This is a genomic window from Salmonella sp. 32020114201800008SM, assembly GCF_017572025.1.
In the GTDB taxonomy this organism is placed as follows: Bacteria; Pseudomonadota; Gammaproteobacteria; order Enterobacterales; family Enterobacteriaceae; genus Salmonella; species Salmonella enterica.
In genome coordinates, this window is sequence record NZ_JAGEQM010000011.1 from 22,982 (window position 1) to 44,386 (window position 21,405).

General features: G+C 54.5%; 17 protein-coding genes and 4 tRNA genes. 17 read left to right on the forward strand and 4 right to left on the reverse strand.

What is annotated here, in order from left to right; all coding sequences use genetic code 11:
• Position 1: 1 nt before the first annotated feature.
• The 16 genes from wzzE to J4613_RS21170 all read left to right on the forward strand — a co-directional run bounded on the left by wzzE (position 2) and on the right by J4613_RS21170 (position 13,811).
• On the forward strand, positions 2-1,048 hold the full coding sequence (wzzE, locus tag J4613_RS21095) for an ECA polysaccharide chain length modulation protein (RefSeq protein ID WP_000193417.1): 1,047 nt from the start codon (positions 2-4) through the stop codon (positions 1,046-1,048).
• 55 nt (positions 1,049-1,103) lie between these two features.
• Complete coding sequence (gene wecB / locus J4613_RS21100; protein ID WP_000866676.1) at positions 1,104-2,234, forward strand: UDP-N-acetylglucosamine 2-epimerase (non-hydrolyzing); 1,131 nt, start codon at positions 1,104-1,106, stop codon at positions 2,232-2,234.
• Entirely contained in the window at positions 2,231-3,493 is a 1,263-nt protein-coding gene (gene wecC / locus J4613_RS21105; protein ID WP_000011236.1) for a UDP-N-acetyl-D-mannosamine dehydrogenase, read from the forward strand. The genes wecB and wecC overlap by 4 nt, the downstream gene beginning before the upstream one ends.
• The gene (gene rffG / locus J4613_RS21110; protein WP_000822147.1) at positions 3,493-4,560 is read left to right on the forward strand and encodes a dTDP-glucose 4,6-dehydratase; all 1,068 of its coding nucleotides are present in this window, start codon (positions 3,493-3,495) and stop codon (positions 4,558-4,560) included. The genes wecC and rffG overlap by 1 nt, the downstream gene beginning before the upstream one ends.
• A 32-nt stretch (positions 4,561-4,592) precedes the next feature.
• Positions 4,593-5,474, forward strand: coding sequence for a glucose-1-phosphate thymidylyltransferase RfbA (gene rfbA, locus J4613_RS21115; protein ID WP_000676077.1), 882 nt, complete (start codon positions 4,593-4,595; stop codon positions 5,472-5,474).
• Complete coding sequence (gene rffC, locus J4613_RS21120; RefSeq protein ID WP_001145156.1) at positions 5,452-6,129, forward strand: dTDP-4-amino-4,6-dideoxy-D-galactose acyltransferase; 678 nt, start codon at positions 5,452-5,454, stop codon at positions 6,127-6,129. The genes rfbA and rffC overlap by 23 nt, the downstream gene beginning before the upstream one ends.
• A gap of 4 nt (positions 6,130-6,133) precedes the next feature.
• Positions 6,134-7,264, forward strand: coding sequence for a dTDP-4-amino-4,6-dideoxygalactose transaminase (gene rffA / locus J4613_RS21125; protein ID WP_000612080.1), 1,131 nt, complete (start codon positions 6,134-6,136; stop codon positions 7,262-7,264).
• A gap of 1 nt (position 7,265) precedes the next feature.
• Complete coding sequence (gene wzxE, locus J4613_RS21130) at positions 7,266-8,516, forward strand: lipid III flippase WzxE (protein WP_023219573.1); 1,251 nt, start codon at positions 7,266-7,268, stop codon at positions 8,514-8,516.
• On the forward strand, positions 8,513-9,592 hold the full coding sequence (locus tag J4613_RS21135) for a TDP-N-acetylfucosamine:lipid II N-acetylfucosaminyltransferase (protein WP_079986971.1): 1,080 nt from the start codon (positions 8,513-8,515) through the stop codon (positions 9,590-9,592). Before wzxE ends, J4613_RS21135 begins: the two co-directional genes overlap by 4 nt.
• Positions 9,589-10,947: an ECA oligosaccharide polymerase gene (wzyE, locus tag J4613_RS21140; protein WP_000055605.1), complete on the forward strand. Its 1,359-nt coding sequence runs from the start codon at positions 9,589-9,591 to the stop codon at positions 10,945-10,947. Before J4613_RS21135 ends, wzyE begins: the two co-directional genes overlap by 4 nt.
• Positions 10,944-11,684 carry a lipopolysaccharide N-acetylmannosaminouronosyltransferase gene (wecG, locus tag J4613_RS21145; RefSeq protein ID WP_000183623.1) on the forward strand — a complete coding sequence of 247 codons (741 nt, stop codon included), beginning with the start codon at positions 10,944-10,946 and terminating at the stop codon, positions 11,682-11,684. The genes wzyE and wecG overlap by 4 nt, the downstream gene beginning before the upstream one ends.
• 206 nt (positions 11,685-11,890) lie before the next feature.
• Positions 11,891-13,276, forward strand: coding sequence for an amino acid permease (locus J4613_RS21150; RefSeq protein ID WP_000818378.1), 1,386 nt, complete (start codon positions 11,891-11,893; stop codon positions 13,274-13,276).
• Positions 13,277-13,378: 102 nt separating this feature from the next.
• Positions 13,379-13,455: transfer RNA gene (locus J4613_RS21155), tRNA-Arg, on the forward strand.
• A 54-nt stretch (positions 13,456-13,509) separates the two neighbouring features.
• A tRNA-His gene (locus tag J4613_RS21160) sits at positions 13,510-13,585 on the forward strand.
• 20 nt (positions 13,586-13,605) lie between these two features.
• Positions 13,606-13,692: transfer RNA gene (locus J4613_RS21165), tRNA-Leu, on the forward strand.
• 42 nt (positions 13,693-13,734) lie between these two features.
• Positions 13,735-13,811, forward strand: a tRNA-Pro gene (locus J4613_RS21170).
• A gap of 581 nt (positions 13,812-14,392) precedes the next feature.
• On the opposite strand, the gene hemY is transcribed toward J4613_RS21170, so the two are convergent.
• Genes hemY through hemC form a run of 4 tightly spaced genes read right to left on the reverse strand, consistent with a single transcriptional unit; the run spans position 14,393 to position 18,461 of the window.
• A complete protein-coding gene (gene hemY, locus J4613_RS21175; RefSeq protein ID WP_023602562.1) occupies positions 14,393-15,589 on the reverse strand; it encodes a protoheme IX biogenesis protein HemY in 1,197 nt (398 codons plus the stop codon).
• A gap of 2 nt (positions 15,590-15,591) precedes the next feature.
• The gene (gene hemX, locus J4613_RS21180; RefSeq protein WP_000138962.1) at positions 15,592-16,761 is read right to left on the reverse strand and encodes a uroporphyrinogen-III C-methyltransferase; all 1,170 of its coding nucleotides are present in this window, start codon (positions 16,759-16,761) and stop codon (positions 15,592-15,594) included.
• A gap of 21 nt (positions 16,762-16,782) precedes the next feature.
• Positions 16,783-17,523: a uroporphyrinogen-III synthase gene (hemD, locus tag J4613_RS21185; protein WP_000025498.1), complete on the reverse strand. Its 741-nt coding sequence runs from the start codon at positions 17,521-17,523 to the stop codon at positions 16,783-16,785.
• A complete protein-coding gene (gene hemC / locus J4613_RS21190; RefSeq protein WP_001521319.1) occupies positions 17,520-18,461 on the reverse strand; it encodes a hydroxymethylbilane synthase in 942 nt (313 codons plus the stop codon). The genes hemD and hemC overlap by 4 nt, the downstream gene beginning before the upstream one ends.
• Before the next feature lie 376 nt (positions 18,462-18,837).
• On the opposite strand from hemC, the gene cyaA reads away from it, so the two are divergent.
• On the forward strand, positions 18,838-21,384 hold the full coding sequence (gene cyaA, locus J4613_RS21195; protein WP_000281718.1) for a class I adenylate cyclase: 2,547 nt from the start codon (positions 18,838-18,840) through the stop codon (positions 21,382-21,384).
• The last annotated feature ends 21 nt before the right edge of the window (positions 21,385-21,405 follow it).

The window sequence follows — 21,405 nt, forward strand, 5'->3', positions numbered from 1 at the left end:
GATGACACAACCATTACCGGGGGCACGCGCGGTGAGCGCTGAAAATGAACTGGATATTCGCGGGTTGTTTCGTACTTTATGGGCTGGCAAATTCTGGATTATCGGCATTGGCCTGCTATTTGCCCTTATCGCGTTAGCCTATACCTTTTTTGCTCGTCAGGAGTGGAGTGCGACGGCGATCACCGATCGCCCAACCGTAAATATGTTGGGCGGTTATTACTCCCAGCAGCAGTTTCTGCGCAACCTGGATATTAAGACCGATCCCTCTTCTTCCGATAAGCCCTCGGTGATGGATGAAGCGTATAAAGAGTTCATCATGCAACTTGCCTCCTGGGATACGCGTCGCGATTTCTGGTTACAGACGGACTATTACAAGCAGCGAATGGTCGGGAATAGCAAAGCTGATGCGGCAATGCTTGATGAACTGATCAATAACATACAGTTTACGCCCGGCGATTTTACACGCGCCATCAACGACAATGTGAAGCTGATTGCTGAAACTGCGCCGGACGCCAATAATCTGCTGCGTCAGTATGTCGCATTCGCCAGCCAGCGGGCGGCGAGCCATCTGAATGATGAATTAAAAGGTGCCTGGGCTGCGCGTACCGTGCAGATGAAAGCCCAGGTCAAACGGCAGGAAGAGGTTGCGAAAGCGATCTATTCACGTCGTGTAAACAGTATTGAGCAGGCGCTCAAAATTGCGGAACAACATAATATTTCTCGTAGCGCGACGGATGTCCCGGCAGATGAATTACCGGACTCAGAGCTTTTTTTACTCGGTCGCCCTATGTTGCAGGCGCGTCTTGAAAATCTGCAAGCGGTTGGCCCTGCGTTCGATTTGGACTACTTTCAAAATCGGGCAATGTTGAATACGCTTAATGTGGGGCCGACCCTGGACCCTCGTTTTCAGACCTATCGTTATTTGCGTACGCCGGAAGAACCGGTAAAACGTGATAGCCCACGCCGAGCCTTCCTGATGATTATGTGGGGTATCGTTGGGGCGCTAATCGGTGCGGGCGTTGCCTTAACCCGTCGCCGCACGATTTAGCAACACCTCTGCAGTAGGGGGCTGGGCCCCTACTGTCTATTCGAAGAGAATCGATGTGAAAGTACTGACTGTATTTGGTACACGACCGGAGGCCATTAAGATGGCGCCTCTGGTCCATGCGCTGGAAAAAGATCCTCATTTCGAGGCCAAAGTATGCGTTACTGCGCAGCATCGGGAGATGCTTGATCAGGTATTAACTCTTTTTTCTATTGTGCCTGATTTCGATCTCAACATTATGCAGCCGGGACAGGGGTTGACGGAAATTACCTGCCGAATTCTGGAGGGATTAAAGCCGATCCTGGCAGATTTTAAACCTGATGTGGTGCTGGTTCATGGAGATACCACCACTACGATTGCTACCAGCCTGGCGGCTTTCTATCAACGAATTCCGGTAGGGCACGTAGAAGCCGGGTTGCGAACCGGCGATCTCTATTCCCCCTGGCCGGAAGAGGCAAACCGCACGCTGACCGGACATCTGGCGATGTACCACTTTGCGCCGACGGAAAACTCGCGGCAGAATCTGTTGCGGGAGAACATTCCGGATGAGCGCATTTTTGTCACTGGCAATACCGTTATCGACGCGCTGATCTGGGTACGCGATCGCGTTCTGACGAGCGATACATTACAGGCTGAACTGGCCGAGCAGTATCCTTTCCTCAACGCGAATAAGAAGATGATTTTGGTGACCGGTCATCGGCGTGAAAGCTTTGGTCAGGGCTTTGAGCATATCTGCCAGGCGCTGGCGGAAATCGCCGCCGCGAACCAGAATGTGCAAATTGTCTATCCGGTGCATCTCAATCCCAACGTCAGCGAACCTGTCAACCGTATCCTCGGCCATGTTGAAAACGTGGTACTGATTGAGCCGCAGGACTACTTACCTTTTGTCTGGCTGATGAATCACGCCTGGCTCATTCTGACCGATTCCGGCGGTATTCAGGAAGAAGCGCCGTCATTAGGTAAGCCGGTATTGGTCATGCGTGAAACCACAGAGCGTCCGGAAGCCATTACCGCTGGTACGGTAAGACTGATCGGCACGGACTCCCGGCGCATTGTGGCGGAAGTTATGCGTCTGCTGCACGACGAAAATGAATATCAAACCATGAGCCGCGCCCATAATCCTTATGGTGACGGGCAATCATGCGCGCGCATTTTACAGGCGTTAAAAAGTTATCGGGTATCGTTATGAGTTTTACGACCATTTCTGTTATTGGGCTGGGGTATATCGGATTACCGACTGCGGCCGCTTTTGCTTCCCGCCAGAAGCAGGTTATCGGCGTGGATATCAACCAACATGCGGTAGACACCATAAATCGCGGTGAAATTCACATCGTGGAGCCGGCGTTGGGCAATGTGGTGAAGATGGCGGTGGAAGGCGGCTTTCTGCGTGCGACGACGACACCTGTTGAGGCCGATGCGTACCTGATTGCCGTGCCGACGCCATTCAAAGGCGATCACGACCCTGATATGGCCTATGTGGAAGCCGCGGCGAAATCCATTGCGCCGGTATTAAAAAAAGGGGCACTGGTGATTCTGGAATCAACATCGCCGGTCGGCGCAACGGAGCAAATGGCTGGCTGGCTGGCCGGGATGCGCCCGGATCTGACCTTTCCCCAGCAGGCGGGCGAGCAGGCCGACGTGAATATCGCCTATTGTCCGGAGCGTGTGCTGCCGGGTCAGGTGATGGTGGAACTCATTAAAAATGACCGCGTGATTGGCGGTATGACGCCAGTATGTTCGGCTCGCGCCAGCGCGCTGTACAAAATTTTCCTTGAGGGCGAATGCGTTGTCACCAACTCGCGCACCGCAGAGATGTGCAAGCTGACGGAAAATAGCTTCCGTGATGTGAATATCGCCTTTGCGAATGAATTGTCGCTGATTTGCGCCGAACAGGGGATTAACGTCTGGGAATTGATCCGCCTGGCGAACCGCCATCCGCGCGTCAATATTTTGCAGCCGGGCCCAGGCGTTGGCGGGCACTGCATTGCGGTCGATCCGTGGTTTATTGTGGCGCAAAATCCGCAGCAGGCGAGACTGATTCGCACCGCGCGTGAAGTGAATGACGGCAAACCGCACTGGGTGGTCGATCAGGTAAAAGCCGCGGTCGCAGATTGCCTGGCGGCCACCGATAAACGCGCCAGCGAAGTGAAAATCGCCTGTTTTGGGCTGGCCTTTAAGCCGAATATCGACGATCTGCGCGAAAGCCCGGCGATGGGGATCGCGCAAAGTATCGCCCGCTGGCACAGCGGCGAAACCCTGGTCGTCGAACCGAATATCCGTCAGTTGCCGAAAAAATTGGACGGACTTTGCACGCTGGCGAAACTGGACGCGGCGCTGGCCGCCGCCGATGTGCTGGTGATGCTGGTCGATCACGACGAATTTAAAGCGATTCCCGGCGATGCGGTTCATCAACGTTATGTGGTTGATACCAAAGGGGTCTGGCGCTGATGAAACGCATTCTGGTGACCGGCGGCGCAGGCTTTATCGGATCTGCGGTGGTGCGGCATATCATCCATGAAACGGCAGACGCGGTGGTGGTGGTGGATAAACTCACCTATGCGGGCAACCTGATGTCTCTGGCGTCGGTGGCGCAAAGCGACCGTTTCGCCTTTGAGAAGGTGGATATCTGCGATCGGGCATCACTGGAGCGAGTTTTCCAGCAGTATCAGCCCGATAGCGTGATGCACCTGGCGGCGGAAAGCCATGTAGACCGTTCCATCGACGGCCCGGCGGCGTTTATTGAAACGAATATCGTTGGTACTTACACCTTGCTGGAAGCCGCTCGCGCTTACTGGTCCGCGCTTGGCGCGGATGCTAAAGCGGCGTTCCGCTTCCACCATATCTCCACCGATGAAGTGTATGGCGATCTGCATACTGCAGACGATTTCTTCACCGAAACCACGCCATATGCGCCAAGCAGTCCTTATTCCGCCTCCAAAGCCAGCAGCGACCATCTGGTACGCGCCTGGTTACGTACCTACGGTCTGCCTACGCTTGTCACCAACTGCTCTAATAACTACGGGCCCTACCATTTCCCGGAAAAACTGATCCCGCTGATGATTCTGAACGCGCTGGCGGGTAAACCATTGCCGGTCTATGGCAACGGTCAGCAAATTCGCGACTGGCTGTATGTAGAGGATCATGCCCGTGCGTTGTATCACGTGGTGACGAACGGTGCGGTGGGCGAAACGTATAATATCGGCGGTCATAACGAACGTAAAAATCTGGATGTGGTCAGGACGATCTGCGCTCTGTTGGAGGAACTGGCCCCGCAAAAACCGCAGGGTGTGGCGAATTATCACGATCTGATTACCTTCGTCGACGATCGACCCGGCCATGACTTACGCTATGCCATCGACGCGTCGAAAATCGCCCGCGAGCTGGGCTGGACGCCGCAGGAAACCTTCGAAAGCGGGATGCGAAAAACCGTTCAGTGGTATCTCGCCAATGAGGCCTGGTGGAAACCCGTGCAGGATGGCAGTTATCAGGGCGAACGCTTAGGACTGAAACGCTAAACGACAGGTTCTTACTCCTGGAGGAGAAACGAATGAAAGGCATCATTCTGGCGGGAGGTTCCGGTACCCGGTTGCATCCCATTACGCGCGGCGTATCAAAGCAGCTTCTGCCCGTCTACGACAAACCGATGATTTACTATCCGTTATCGGTGCTAATGCTGGCGGGCATTCGTGAGATCTTGATCATCACCACGCCGGAGGATAAACGCGACTTTCAGCGTTTGTTGGGCGACGGCGCAGCATTCGGTATCGATTTACATTATGCCGAGCAGCCCAGCCCGGATGGGCTGGCGCAGGCCTTTATCATTGGCGAAACGTTCCTCAACGGTGAACCCTCATGCCTGGTATTGGGCGACAATATCTTTTTTGGTCAGGGCTTTAGCCCCAAACTCCGTCAGGTCGCGGCGCGTACCGAAGGTGCCACAGTATTTGGCTATCAGGTCATGGACCCGGAACGCTTTGGCGTCGTGGAGTTTGACGATGATTTTCGCGCGCTCTCGTTGGAAGAAAAGCCGAAACAGCCTAAATCTAACTGGGCGGTCACCGGCCTCTATTTCTATGACAGCAAGGTCGTCGAGTATGCGAAGCGCGTGAAACCGTCCGGGCGTGGCGAGCTGGAGATCACTTCTATCAACCAGATGTATCTGGAGGAAGGTAAGCTGACCGTTGAACTGCTGGGCCGCGGCTTCGCCTGGCTGGATACGGGCACCCACGACAGTCTGATTGAGGCGAGCACTTTTGTGCAGACGGTGGAAAAGCGCCAGGGCTTCAAAATTGCCTGTCTGGAGGAGATTGCCTGGCGCAACGGCTGGTTGGATGATGATGGTTTGAAACGCGCCGCCAGTCAGCTTGAAAAAACCGGCTATGGCCAATATTTACTGGAGTTGCTCCGTGCCCGTCCGCGCCAGTATTGAACCGTTACTCTGGGAAAATACGTTTTTTGGCGTGAATAGCGGCATTGTGCGTATCGATGCCTCAGCGCCCGAATTAACGCCAGAAGCGCTGCAGGCGTGGCAACGCGTGCAGGTAAAAGTGCCGGCTGAAAACATCGCCTGGCTGTCGGCGTTGCAATCGCTGGGATTCTCTTTGGTTGAAGGCGAGGTGGATTTTGCGTTGCCGGTAAAAGGGCATCGCGACCAGCATGGCGCGGAAATTGCACACCTTACGGACATTCCTGCTTTGCGTCAGTTGGCCGGAGAGGCGTTTACGCAGAGTCGTTTTCGCGCGCCGTGGTATGCGCCCGACGCCAGCGCCCGTTTTTACGCCCAGTGGATTGAGAATGCGGTACGCGGCACGTTTGATCACCAATGCCTGGTGCTTCGCACGGAGACAGGCGCTATCCGCGGTTACGTCTCGCTGCGGGAATTGAATGATACCGACGCGCGCATTGGCCTGTTGGCCGGACGCGGCGCGGGAGCGGAACTTATGCAGGCGGCGATCTGTTGGGCGCAGAGTCGCGGCAAAGCAACATTGCGGGTGGCGACCCAGTTGGGCAACACCGCCGCGCTTAAACGTTACATACAAAGCGGTGCCAACATCGAAAGCACTGCGTACTGGTTATACAGGTGACAACATGATTCCTTTTAATGCGCCACCGGTGGTGGGAACCGAACTCGAATACATGCAGTCTGCAATGAGCAGCGGCAAACTGTGCGGCGACGGCGGCTTTACGCGTCGTTGCCAGCAGTGGCTGGAGCAACATTTCGGCAGCGCGAAGGTGTTGCTAACGCCTTCCTGTACCGCATCGCTGGAGATGGCGGCTCTGTTGTTGGATATTCAGCCCGGCGATGAAGTGATCATGCCGAGCTTTACGTTTGTCTCCACTGCTAACGCTTTTGTCCTGCGCGGCGCGAAAATTGTGTTTGTCGATATTCGTCCGGATACGATGAATATTGACGAAACGCTGATTGAGGCGGCGATTACTGATAAAACCCGCGCTATCGTGCCGGTACACTACGCTGGCGTCGCTTGTGAAATGGACGTCATCATGGCGCTGGCGGATAAGTATAATCTGTTCGTTGTCGAGGATGCCGCCCAGGGTGTGATGTCCACGTACAAAGGGCGCGCATTAGGGACGATCGGTCACATCGGCTGTTTTAGCTTCCATGAAACCAAAAATTACACCGCTGGCGGCGAAGGCGGCGCGACGCTGATCAACGATCGTACGCTAATTGAACGCGCGGAGATCATCCGCGAAAAAGGCACCAACCGTAGCCAGTTCTTCCGTGGTCAGGTGGACAAATACACCTGGCGGGATATCGGCTCCAGTTATTTGATGTCCGATCTGCAGGCTGCCTATCTGTGGGCGCAACTGGAGGCCGCCGATCGTATCAATCAACAGCGTCTGTCGCTGTGGCAGACTTACTACGATGCGTTAACGCCGCTGGCGCGCGCCGGGCGTATCGAGCTGCCTTCTATTCCGGAAAACTGCGGGCATAATGCCCACATGTTTTACATCAAACTGCGGGATATCGCCGATCGCAGCGCGCTGATTAATTTCCTGAAAGAGGCGGAAATCATGGCGGTATTCCATTACATTCCGCTGCATGATTGTCCGGCGGGCGATAAATTCGGCGAGTTTATCGGGGACGATGTCTACACCACAAAAGAGAGCGAACGTTTGTTGCGTCTGCCGCTGTTTTATAACCTTGCGCCCGTCGATCAACGAACGGTGATTACTACCTTGCTAAATTATTTCTCCTGATATGTCGCTTGCTAAAGCCTCCCTGTGGACGGCGGTCAGTACGCTGGTAAAAATTGGCGCCGGACTGCTGGTGGTGAAACTACTGGCCGTCTCTTTTGGTCCGGCGGGCGTCGGACAAGCGGGTAACTTCCGCCAGATGATTACCGTGCTGGGCGTATTGGCTGGCGCCGGGATATTTAACGGCGTTACCAAACTTGTCGCACAACATCATGATAACCCGGCGCAGTTACGTACCGTGGTGGGAACCTCCTCCGCGATGGTATTGGGGTTCTCTACGCTGCTGGCGCTGGTCTTCTTGCTGGCGGCGGCGCCGATTAGCCAGGGATTGTTCGGTCATACGGACTATCAAGGGCTGGTGCGTCTGGTTGCGCTGGTACAAATGGGGATCGCCTGGGCGAACCTGCTGCTGGCGCTAATGAAGGGCTTTCGAGACGCGTCGGGTAATGCCTTATCGTTAATTGTCGGCAGCTTTTTGGGCGTCGCCGCCTGGTATCTCTGCTACCGTGTTGGCGGCTATGAAGGCGCTCTGCTTGGCCTGGCGCTGGTGCCGGCGCTGGTAGTAGTACCTGCCGGTATAATACTGATTAAGCGCGGCACCGTCCCGCTACGCTATCTCAAGCCCTCCTGGAACAACGGTCTGGCAGGGCAGCTCAGTAAATTTACCCTGATGGCGCTGATTACCTCCGTTACGATGCCGGTCGCCTATGTGATGATGCGAAACCAACTGGCCGCGCACTATAGCTGGAGCGATGTCGGGATCTGGCAGGGCGTAAGCAGTATTTCTGACGCCTATCTGCAATTTATCACCGCCTCCTTCAGTGTTTACCTGTTACCCACGCTCTCACGCCTGACGGAAAAACAGGACATTACGCGTGAAGTGGTAAAAGCGCTGAAATTTGTTTTACCGGCGGTTGCGGCGGCGAGTTTTACCGTCTGGCTACTGCGCGATTTTGCTATCTGGCTGCTTTTTTCCGCCAAATTCACCGCGATGCGCGATCTGTTCGCCTGGCAGTTAGTGGGCGACGTGCTGAAAGTCGGCGCCTATGTTTTCGGTTATCTGGTGATTGCCAAAGCGTCGTTGCGATTTTACATTCTGGCTGAAATTAGCCAGTTCATTCTGTTAACGGCGTTCGCTCACTGGCTGATTCCCGCTCACGGCGCGCTGGGTGCGGCACAGGCTTATATGGCCACCTATATTGTCTATTTTTCACTTTGTTGCGGCGTATTTTTACTCTGGCGTAGGCGAGCATGACTGTACTGATTCACGTCCTGGGATCGGATATCCCTCACCATAACCACACCGTGCTGCGGTTTTTCAATGATACGCTGGCCGCCACAAGCGAGCACGCGCGCGAATTTATGGTTGCCGGCGAGGATAACGGCTTCACGGAAAGCTGTCCGGCGCTCTCGCTTCGTTTTTATGGCAGTAAGAAAGCGCTGGCGCAGGCGGTCATCGCCAAAGCGAAAGCAAATCGTCGACAAAGATTCTTCTTTCACGGTCAGTTCAACACCAGCCTGTGGCTGGCGCTGTTAAGCGGCGGTATTAAGCCAGCTCAGTTTTACTGGCATATCTGGGGCGCGGATCTCTACGAAGTGTCCCACGGGCTGAAATTCCGCCTTTTCTATCCGCTTCGTCGTATCGCGCAGGGGCGAGTAGGGTGCGTATTCGCGACGCGCGGCGATCTCAGCTATTTTGCGCGTCAGCATCCGGACGTACGCGGCGAGTTGCTCTATTTCCCGACGCGCATGGATCCTTCCCTGAATGCTATGGCAAAAGAGCGCCAACGTGCGGGGAAATTGACCATTTTGGTAGGGAACTCCGGCGATCGCAGTAACCAACATATTGCGGCGTTACGGGCGGTGTATCAGCAGTTTGGCGACACGGTAAACGTGGTGGTGCCGATGGGCTATCCGGCCAATAACCAGGACTATATTGATGAGGTTCGTCAGGCCGGTCTGGCGCTATTTAGCGCCGAAAATTTACAAATTCTTAGCGAAAAAATGGAATTTGATGCCTATCTTGCGCTGTTGCGCCAGTGCGACCTCGGTTATTTTATTTTTGCCCGCCAACAGGGGATCGGGACGTTATGTCTGCTAATTCAGGCCGATATCCCGTGCGTACTGAATCGCGACAATCCTTTCTGGCAGGATATGGCGGAACAGCATCTGCCCGTCCTGTTTACCACGGACGATCTTAATGAGCAGGTCGTGCGCGAGGCGCAGCGTCAGCTCGCATCGGTAGATAAAAGCGGCATCACCTTCTTTAGCCCCAACTACCTGCAACCGTGGCATAATGCGTTGAGAATCGCCGCAGGAGAAGCCGAATGAGTTTAATGCAATTCAGCGGGCTGCTGGTGGTCTGGCTGCTCTCTACGCTGTTTATCGCCACGCTGACCTGGTTTGAATTCCGCCGCGTGCGTTTTAACTTCAACGTTTTCTTTTCGTTGCTGTTTTTGTTGACCTTCTTTTTTGGTTTTCCGCTAACCAGCGTGCTGGTATTTCGTTTCGACGTTGGCGTCGCGCCGCCGGAAATCTTATTGCAGGCTCTATTATCCGCCGCCTGTTTCTACGGCGTGTATTACGTGACCTATAAAACGCGTTTACGCAAACGCGTTGTGGATGTACCACGCAAGCCGCTATTTACCATGAACCGGGTGGAAACCCACCTTACCTGGGTGATCCTGATGGGCATCGCGCTGGTGAGCGTGGCGATTTTCTTTATGCATAACGGCTTTTTGCTGTTCCGGCTGCACTCCTACAGCCAGATATTTTCCAGCGAAGTCTCCGGCGTGGCGTTAAAACGGTTCTTCTATTTCTTCATTCCGGCGATGCTGGTGGTCTATTTCCTGCGCCAGGACAGCAAAGCGTGGCTGTTTTTTCTGGTGAGCACCGTCGCGTTTGGCCTGTTGACCTACATGATTGTCGGCGGCACGCGCGCCAACATCATTATTGCGTTTGCTATCTTCCTGTTTATCGGCATTATTCGGGGCTGGATCAGCCTGTGGATGCTGGCAGCGGCGGGCGTGCTGGGGATTGTCGGTATGTTCTGGCTGGCGCTCAAACGCTACGGATTAAATGTGAGCGGCGATGAGGCGTTCTATACGTTTCTTTATCTGACGCGCGATACCTTTTCGCCGTGGGAGAATCTGGCGCTGCTGTTGCAAAATTACCACAATATCGATTTTCAGGGGCTGGCCCCTATCGTGCGTGATTTCTACGTCTTTATTCCCACCTGGTTATGGCCGGGACGACCCAGTATCGTGCTGAATTCTGCGAATTACTTCACCTGGGAAGTCCTGAACAACCATTCTGGCCTGGCGATATCGCCAACGCTTATCGGATCGCTGGTGGTTATGGGCGGGGCGCTGTTTATTCCGCTCGGCGCGATCGTCGTCGGGCTGATTATCAAATGGTTCGACTGGCTGTATGAACTGGGTAACCGGGAGCCCAATCGCTATAAGGCGGCGATTCTGCACAGTTTCTGCTTTGGCGCCATCTTTAATATGATTGTGCTGGCGCGAGAAGGGCTGGATTCGTTTGTTTCGCGCGTGGTTTTCTTCCTGGTGGTTTTTGGCGCCAGCCTGCTGGTCGCTAAGCTTCTGTTCTGGTTATTTGATAGCGCCGGACTGATTCATAAACGTACAACTTCGCTCCCTCAGGCACAGGTGGAAGGAAAACTATGACCAATAATGCCGCTGCGCCCCTTTACTCGCTGCGTGGATTACCTCTGATTGGCTGGCGCGACATGTCACATGCGCTGAATTATCTGTTTGCCGATGGTCAACTGAAGCAAGGCACGTTGGTGGCGATCAACGCCGAAAAGCTGCTGACGGCGGAAGATAATCCGGAAGTCCGCGCGTTGATAGCAGCGGCGGAATTTAAATATGCCGATGGCATCAGCGTGGTGCGTTCAATACGTAAAAAATTTCCGCAGGCGCAGGTTTCTCGTGTGGCTGGCGCTGACCTTTGGGAAGCGTTAATGGCGCGCGCGGGGAAAGAAGGCACACCGGTATTTCTTGTCGGCGGCAAGCCTGAGGTGCTGGCGCAGACAGAAGCAAAACTGCGGACGCAGTGGAACGTCAATATTGTGGGTAGCCAGGATGGTTACTTTACGCCGGAGCAGCGTCAGGCGCTATTTGCGCGTATCCATGTCAGCGGCGCGAAAATTGTCACCGTCGCGATGGGATCGCCAAAACAGGAATTACTCATGCGCGATTGTCGGGAAGTGCATCCCCATGCGTTATATATGGGGGTGGGCGGGACCTATGATGTGTTTACCGGTCACGTCAAACGCGCCCCAAAAATATGGCAGAACCTGGGGCTGGAGTGGTTGTATCGTCTGCTTTCGCAACCGAAGCGTATTACCCGCCAGATGCGTCTGCTGCGCTACCTTCGCTGGCACTATACTGGCGATCTCTAATTCTCCCTTCTGATGACTTGAGCAGCGGATTGTGCTTATGGCGCTGCTCATTTACAACATAATCGATGATTTCTTACACAATAAATGCATTTTTTTAATGCTCCATTTGCCATTTGTCCAAATTTAAGAAAATATTCGCAACAATCGATGTACCCATAACAATAACCGGTACTACCGGAACCGTTGCAAACACGACATGAGGATTTATGGCAGAGAAAAAACCGGAGCTACAGCGTGGGCTGGAAGCTCGTCATATTGAATTGATTGCCCTCGGGGGCACCATCGGCGTCGGACTCTTTATGGGCGCCGCCAGTACGCTGAAATGGGCGGGCCCGTCAGTGCTGCTGGCGTATATCATCGCCGGATTGTTCGTCTTTTTCATCATGCGCTCGATGGGGGAGATGCTCTTTCTGGAACCTGTTACCGGCTCCTTTGCCGTGTACGCCCACCGGTATATGAGTCCTTTTTTTGGCTATCTTACCGCCTGGTCATACTGGTTTATGTGGATGGCGGTCGGGATCTCGGAAATTACCGCCATTGGGGTCTACGTCCAGTTCTGGTTTCCGGAGATGGCGCAGTGGATACCGGCGCTGATTGCCGTCGGACTGGTCGCGTTGGCGAATCTGGCTGCGGTGCGCCTGTATGGTGAAATCGAGTTCTGGTTTGCGATGATCAAAGTCACCACGATTATTGTGATGATCATCATCGGTCTGGGGGTGATTTTCTTCGGCTTTGGTAACGGAGGCCAGGCGATTGGCTTTGGTAATCTGACCGAGCATGGCGGCTTTTTTGCCGGCGGCTGGAAAGGCTTTCTGACCGCATTATGTATCGTGGTGGCCTCTTATCAGGGGGTTGAGTTGATCGGTATTACCGCCGGTGAAGCGAAGAATCCGCAGGTGACGTTGCGTAGCGCGGTGGGTAAAGTGCTGTGGCGTATCCTGATTTTTTATGTTGGCGCGATTTTCGTGATCGTCACCATTTTCCCGTGGAATGAGATTGGCAGCAACGGCAGTCCCTTTGTGCTCACCTTCGCGAAAATCGGCATCACCGCCGCGGCAGGCATTATCAACTTTGTCGTGCTGACGGCGGCGCTCTCCGGCTGTAACAGCGGAATGTATAGCTGTGGGCGTATGCTTTACGCGCTGGCGAAAAACCGTCAACTGCCGGCGGCAGTCGCGAAAGTCTCTCGCCACGGCGTGCCGGTCGCGGGCGTGGCGCTCTCTATTTTGATTTTGCTGGTAGGTTCTTGCCTGAACTACATCATCCCCAATCCGCAGCGCGTCTTTGTTTACGTTTATAGCGCCAGCGTACTGCCGGGGATGGTGCCGTGGTTTGTCATTCTGATTAGCCAACTGCGCTTTCGTCGGGCGCATAAAGAAGCGATTGCGGATCATCCTTTTCGTTCCATTATGTTTCCGTGGGCGAACTATTTGACGATGGCGTTTCTGGTTTGCGTTTTAATCGGCATGTACTTTAATGAAGATACGCGCATGTCGCTGTTTGTCGGCGTCATCTTCCTGCTGGCCGTCACGCTGGTCTACAAAGTTTTCGGCCTGAATCGTCACGGAACCGCCCACAAGGTGGGGGAATAAGCGCCAAAATGCGCAAAGCATAACCAAACGCGCATTTTATTTAAAAAGGCACTGGACAGCGGGGTGTGAAGTCCGTATTATCCACCCCCGCAACGGCGCTAAGCGCCCGTAGCTCAGCTGGATAGAGCGCTGCCCTCCGGAGGCAGAGGTCTCAGGTTCGAATCCTGTCGGGCGTACCATTTATTTAGGTGCTTGAGCTGCGGTGGTTTAATACCGCGTAAAAAGTTTCAGTGGTGGCTATAGCTCAGTTGGTAGAGCCCTGGATTGTGATTCCAGTTGTCGTGGGTTCGAATCCCATTAGCCACCCCATTAATATAGAGTTGTGAAACGCGAAGGTGGCGGAATTGGTAGACGCGCTAGCTTCAGGTGTTAGTGTCCTTACGGACGTGGGGGTTCAAGTCCCCCCCCTCGCACCACGACTCAATGAATTGAACTAAAAATTCAAAAAAGCAGTATATCGGCGAGTAGCGCAGCTTGGTAGCGCAACTGGTTTGGGACCAGTGGGTCGGAGGTTCGAATCCTCTCTCGCCGACCAATTTTGAACCCCGCTTCGGCGGGGTTTTTTGTTTTCTGTTCCTTTTCAACCCCTTATCCCGCACGTGTTGCCATTATGATTTGTTGGCGATATCCCAGGCTTCATTTGTCGCTATTCGGTGACGAGTAATCTATTGATTTATAATCACTTTGTAAAAAGCATCCTGTTCTGTCTCCACCGGGCGACACGCTAAAACCTCGCCAGCGGCGGGGGGATGACAATCGCGTGAATTCTCTACGTTTTTTTAATGCCTGCGCCTGTTTTTTAGCGGTGCAAAGATGGCACGTTATGTGCAATAATGTACGGGTAGATGCTCATTCCATCTCTTATGTTCGCCTTCTGGCCTCATAAACTCAGGAATGATGCAGAGCCGTTTACGGTGCTTATCGTCCACTGACAGATGTCGCTTACGCCTCATCAAACACCCTGGACACAACGTTGAGTGAAGCACCCCTTTATGTTGTCATACAGACCTGTTTTGACGCCTGCCCCTTAACCGGGCAGGCGTTTTTTTATGCATCCCGAATGATTTTGTGTAGGCGGTAGGCCCGGTAAGCGAAGCGCCACCGGGCAAGAGGGAATTACTGCGGGGGATTGTTCTGTAATGTCAGCATCAAGCCATCGCGCCGCATGGCGGCGGCCTCTTCCGGTTGATGCAGTCGATCAAGCGCATCGGCAAGCCAGGCATAATCATACGCGTCCGGGCGTTGTTTTAGCGCGGCGCGGAAAGCCAGGGTTGCCTCCTGCCATTCACCGTGTTTCATTAGCGACTGGCCGAGCGTGCTCCATAACAGCGGGCGATCGCCTACCGTCTTGATTTGCTGGCGCAGCACTTTCTCCAGTTGTTCCGGATTATTGGTTCTGAGGCGAGGAATGGGCAGCACCAGCCGATCGTCATACTGGCGTTTCAGACCGTCGATGATAATCTGCTGCGCCATATCATGATCGTCACACTCGATTAGATGCTCGGCCATCGCGACCTGCAGCGCCACCTGATGGCGGGTTTTACGGCTTTGGTTTTTCCACCAGGTGCGTAATCCTTCGCTGCCCTGCTCGGCACGCGCCTGATCCATGAGTCCTATCCACGCCTGTTGTTCGAGCATGGCGCGATGCGCTTCATCGCCGACGTGCGCTTTCGCCATGGATGGGATGATATCCAGTAAAGAACTCCATGCGCTGGTGCGAATATAGGCCTGCTCCGCCAGACGCAGAACTTCCGGGTGACGCGGCGTGACCTCCAGCAGTTTGTCCACGCCGTGACGCGCTGCGTGATTTTCATTGCGCGCCAGCTGTAAGCGCACGCGCGTGATCTCGACCGGGATGGTGTCGTTCCCCGCCAGCTCTGCCGCACGTTCAAGGTGCTGATTAGCGCGCGCTTCATCGCCGCGCTGCTGCGCCGCTTCTGCCGCCAGCAGATAATTTACCACCGGTTGTTCAGCATGGTCGGCATTTTTTGACATCAGCTTTTCAACCTGCTGATAGTCGCCCTCCGCCAGCTTCAGCAGCGCCTGTTCGGTCTGCTTGCGAGCGCGACGGCGTTTACGACCGGCAAACCAACCGCGGGTGTGCGCGCCGGTACGAAACAGACGGCGTAGTAACCACTCAATGGCGAATAGCACCACCATAGCGACGATGAGAATGATCGCCAGGCCGGTGACGCTGGTTTCAATGTTGTAGGTATCGGTCTGGATTAACACATAGCCCTGGTGACCGGCTATCATCGGGCCGACCACGATACCCGCGAGCAACAACACAAAGAGCAATAATACTTTTAGCATCATTATTCTCCTTGCGGCGCGGCTGCCGGAGCGTCTGTCTGCGTGGCAGGCGCTGCCGTAGAGACTGTCGGTTGCGCCAGCAGATTACGCACGCGGGTTTGCATCAGTTTTTCAAGGATCGCCTGGCTTCCCAGGGTTTCCGGCAGATCCATCGTGATATTTTGCTGGCTTAATTTATCGACCTCCTCCAGGAAGGCTTTTGTCGCGGCGTCGTCAGTATCGTAATAAGCGCGAACCCAGGTCGAAACGTTATCCAGCGCCTGACGGTATGTTTCTTCCTGATGGCGTGGCACGGCCTGCGCGGCGACTAACAGGCGGGAGCGAATATTTTCGCGTAAATAGACGTCCTGGTTGGGCGCCAACAGCGGTACGGCGGTATCATCGCGGCGGCGAATGGTAATAAAGCTGTCCATAAAGTTCTGCCAGCTTTTTTGCAGGTTAACGCGCCATTCGCTTAGCGAGCTGGACAGCTCGCTGCTGTCTGAATCCATCGGCGAACCATCGGTATCGTTATCCGCCAGACGCAGGTTATCGATTTGGTTAGAGAGCTGATTGAGCTTGAGAATAATGCCGTCGTAGTCGATCTGCGCAACGGATGACAGGCTGGCGATATCGTCAGTAATCGCGCGTCGTGCGGTAATCAGGCTGGGGTCGTTCATGTCCGCCAGACTGGCGTCAGCGCTTTTGAGCAGCGCAGCGGCGGTAGTGACGTCCTGATCGCTCCATAGCTTGCGTCCGGCGAGTTTCACCAGGAAATCAGCCTGCGCCAGCAGCCAGGTTTTAGCATCGCTGCCGGAAATGGTGGCGACTTTTTGTTGTACTTCATCAAGCTGTTTCGCCAGCGCCGCCTGTTGGCGATTTGCGTCATCTAACTGCGCCGCTTGTTTTTTGATAATCCCTTCCAGCTCCGCTTTTTGGCTCTCCTGCGCCTTTTGCAAGGCGGTTAGTTGCGTCGCCAGCGCATCGCTGGTTTCCGTTTGCGCGGTTGCTTGCTGTTTCCCCCAGCCATAAAGCCCAATACCTGCCGCCAGGGCAATCGCAATCGCCACCGCGCTTAATACCAGCGCGGCGCCGTTCTTACTTTTTTTCTCGGTATTAACTGGCTGTGGCGTGGTTTCCACGCTCTCCCTGGTCTCATCAACCACGGCGGAGGATTTTTCTTGTTCCGTCATTATGGCATCCCATTATGAGAGTTATTGTAATGCGCGCAACAGCGCATCGTTGTCGGCGTTATCAGCGACCTTAATATCTTGCCAGCCCAGTTCCCGGGCGAGGTGCGCCAGACGCTCACTGACGACCAATAGCCGACAGCGTAGTAACCAGTGCTCACGATACCACTGGGGAGTCAGCGACCAGAGCCGTTGCAACATCTCGCCGCTGGTAACAACAAGCGTTGTTACGCCGCGAGTATGCCAGCGCATCGCTTCTTCCGCGCCATCGTAATGTTTCGCACATCGTTGATAACATTCACAAAAACTGACTTCGGCTCCGCGCGCTGTCAGGGTTTCGCCCAGCAGTTCGCGGCCGCCATTGCCACGCAAAATCAGCGCGCGTTTGCCCGCAATATTTTGTAATTCAGGTAATTGTAGCAAGGCTTCGCTGATTTCCCGATCCAATGGATAACGAATATCGAACCCGCTAACGGTATGAAGGGCGAGCGCCGTGGTGCGGCCAATCGCGAAATAGCGCGGCGCCACAGGCCAGTTTCGACCATCCCGCTGGAGCTGGGCGTGAGCAAAGGCGACGGCGTGCTGTGAAAGGGCAAAAACTAGATCGTTTTCCGTCAGTGTCGCCAGGCGGTCGGCCAGGGTGGGTAGCTCCCGACCGGCGACAAATTCAATCAGTGGAAAACTCCAGGCCACCTGCCCCAGTGCGCGCAGACGGCTCACTAACGCTTCCCCTGCGGGAGAGGGGCGGGTGATCAGAATACTCATGCGGGCGTCTCGCCGTTATAAACTTCCGTCAGAATCGCGCGCGCGCCGTTTTCCAGCAGTTCCTCTGCAAGCGAGATGCCCATTTGCTCCGCCTGCTCGGGAGAACCACGACGTTCGCCGCGCACCATCACCGAACCGTCCGGTGCGCCAACCAGCGCGCGTAACCAAATTTCACCGTTGATGATTTCTGCATAGCTGCCAATTGGCACCTGACACCCGCCTTCCAGGCGGGTGTTCATAGCGCGTTCCGCCGTTACGCGCAGCGCGGTTTGCGAGTGATTCAACGGTGCGAGCAGCGCCTGTGTTCGCGCGTCGTCAAGACGACACTCAATCCCGACGGCGCCCTGGCCTACGGCAGGAAGCGAAACGTCGGGCGGCAAGGCTGTGCGAATGCGCGACTCCAGACCTAAGCGTTTCAGACCGGCCACGGCCAGGATAATGGCGTCATAGTCGCCGTTGTCCAGCTTGCCGAGACGTGTGCCGACGTTGCCGCGCAACGAACGGATAATGAGGTCCGGACGGCGTTCCGCCAGTTGACACTGGCGACGCAAACTGGACGTCCCGACGATACTACCCGCGGGCAGATCGTCCAGACTGTGATATTTATTCGAGACAAACGCGTCGCGCGGATCTTCGCGCTCGCAAATGGTCACCAGACCGAGACCGTCCGGGAAGGCCACCGGAACGTCTTTCATAGAGTGCACGGCGATATCAGCGCGCTTTTCCAGCAGCGCGATTTCAAGCTCTTTAACAAACAGTCCCTTACCGCCCACTTTCGCCAGGGGAGTATCGAGAATCACGTCGCCGCGTGTGACCATCGGCACCAGTTCTACCGTCAGTCCCGGATGGGTTGCCATCAGTGCGTCTTTGACATAATGTGCCTGCCAAAGCGCAAGGGGACTTTGGCGTGTGGCAATTCTTAAAACATTGTCTAACATGCTTGTTACCGTCATTATCAATCATTGACCATCCTAACATCCTTATAGAGAGTATGTTAGTTTTCCGGTCACCGTGAGTGAGAGGATAAGGCGCAGTGTCGTCAATGACAGTGAATAATGACGAGAAACCGCCAGCCCGTATTTAAGAATTTACACGCAGCGAACGGTGCTACACTTGTATGTAGCGCATCTTTCTTTACGGTCAATGAGCAAGGTGTTAAATTGATCACGTTTTAGACCATTTTTTCGTCGGTATTAGATAAAAATATGCAGGCGAGAAAGGGTAACGGTTATTTTTGACATACGGTTTATCCCGAATGGCGACGGTCAAGTACTGACCTGCACCATGACGGGTAGCAACATCAGGCGATACGTCTTGTACCTCTATATTGAGACTCTGAAACAGAGACTGGATGCCATAAATCAACTGCGTGTGGATCGCGCGCTTGCTGCCATGGGACCCGCTTTTCAGCAGGTTTACAGTCTTCTGCCGACATTATTGCACTATCACCATCCACTGATGCCGGGTTACCTTGATGGTAACGTTCCCAGCGGTATTTGCTTCTACACGCCTGATGAAACCCAACGCCACTATCTGAACGAACTTGAGCTGTACCGCGGTATGACGCCGCAGGACCCGCCGAAGGGCGAGCTGCCGATTACCGGTGTTTACACCATGGGCAGCACCTCCTCGGTCGGGCAGAGCTGCTCGTCCGACCTGGATATCTGGGTGTGCCATCAGTCCTGGCTCGACGGTGAAGAGCGTCAGTTGCTGCAACGTAAGTGTAGCCTGCTGGAAAGCTGGGCCGCCTCGCTTGGCGTTGAGGTGAGCTTCTTCCTGATCGACGAGAACCGTTTCCGCCATAACGAAAGCGGCAGTCTGGGCGGGGAAGACTGTGGTTCTACGCAGCATATCCTGTTGCTTGATGAGTTTTATCGTACCGCTGTGCGCCTGGCCGGGAAGCGTATCCTGTGGAGCATGGTGCCGTGCGACGAAGAAGAGCATTACGACGACTATGTCATGACGCTCTACGCGCAGGGCGTATTAACGCCAAACGAATGGCTGGATCTGGGGGGCTTAAGCTCGCTCTCCGCCGAAGAGTACTTTGGCGCCAGCCTGTGGCAGCTATACAAGAGCATTGACTCGCCGTACAAAGCGGTGCTGAAAACGCTGCTGTTGGAAGCCTATTCATGGGAATACCCCAACCCACGTCTGCTGGCGAAAGATATTAAACAACGTCTGCATGACGGTGAAATCGTATCGTTTGGACTCGATCCCTACTGCATGATGCTGGAACGGGTCACTGAATACCTGACGGCGATTGAAGATCCGACGCGGCTGGATTTAGTCCGCCGCTGCTTTTACCTGAAAGTGTGCGAGAAATTAAGTCGCGAGCGTGCCTGCGTAGGCTGGCGTCGGGAAGTATTAAGCCAGTTAGTCAGCGAGTGGGGATGGGACGACGCGCGTCTGACCATGCTCGATAATCGCGCAAACTGGAAAATCGATCAGGTGCGGGAAGCTCACAACGAATTGCTCGACGCCATGATGCAGAGCTATCGTAATCTGATTCGCTTTGCGCGGCGCAACAACCTCAGCGTGAGTGCCAGCCCGCAGGATATCGGCGTACTGACGCGTAAGCTGTACGCGGCTTTTGAAGCGTTGCCGGGTAAAGTCACGCTGGTGAACCCGCAGATATCGCCGGATCTGTCCGAGCCGAATTTAACCTTTATCCATGTGCCGCCGGGACGCGCCAACCGTTCAGGCTGGTATCTCTACAACCGCGCGCCGAACATGGATTCCATCATCAGCCATCAGCCGCTGGAATATAACCGTTATCTTAATAAGCTGGTCGCGTGGGCGTGGTTCAACGGCCTGCTGACGTCGCGAACGCATCTGTTTATTAAGGGCAACGGTATTGTCGACCTGCCTAAGTTACAGGAGATGGTCGCCGATGTTTCGCACCATTTCCCGCTGCGCTTGCCTGCTCCGACGCCGAAAGCGCTCTACAGCCCCTGTGAAATTCGCCATCTGGCGATTATCGTTAACCTCGAATATGACCCGACGGCGGCGTTTCGCAATAAAGTGGTCCATTTTGACTTCCGTAAGCTGGATGTTTTCAGCTTTGGCGAAGAGCAAAACTGTCTGATAGGCAGTATCGACTTGTTATATCGCAACTCGTGGAACGAAGTGCGTACTCTGCACTTTAACGGCGAGCAGGCGATGATCGAAGCGCTGAAAACGATTCTGGGGAAAATGCACCAGGATGCCGCGCCGCCGGATAGCGTGGAGGTGTTCTGTTACAGTCAGCATCTTCGCGGTCTGATTCGCACCCGCGTGCAGCAACTGGTCTCCGAATGTATCGAGCTACGTCTTTCCAGCACCCGTCAGGAGACCGGTCGCTTCAAGGCGCTGCGGGTTTCCGGGCAGACGTGGGGACTATTCTTCGAACGCTTGAATGTCTCGGTGCAGAAGCTGGAGAACGCTATCGAATTCTACGGCGCGATTTCGCATAACAAGCTGCACGGGCTGTCGGTACAGGTGGAAACCAACCAGGTGAAATTGCCGTCAGTGGTGGATGGCTTCGCCAGCGAAGGGATCATCCAGTTCTTCTTTGAAGAAACGGGCGATGAGAAAGGCTTTAATATTTATATTCTGGATGAAAGTAACCGGGCGGAAGTGTATCACCACTGCGAAGGTAGCAAGGAAGAACTGGTGCGCGACGTCAGTCGCTTCTATTCGTCATCGCACGATCGCTTCACGTATGGCTCCAGTTTTATCAACTTTAACCTGCCGCAGTTCTACCAGATAGTGAAAACCGATGGCCGCGCGCAGGTGATCCCATTCCGTACGCAGCCTATCAACACCGTGCCGCCAGCAAACCAGGATCATGACGCGCCGCTATTGCAGCAGTATTTTTCCTGAGGATTTTCGCCCGGTGGCGGC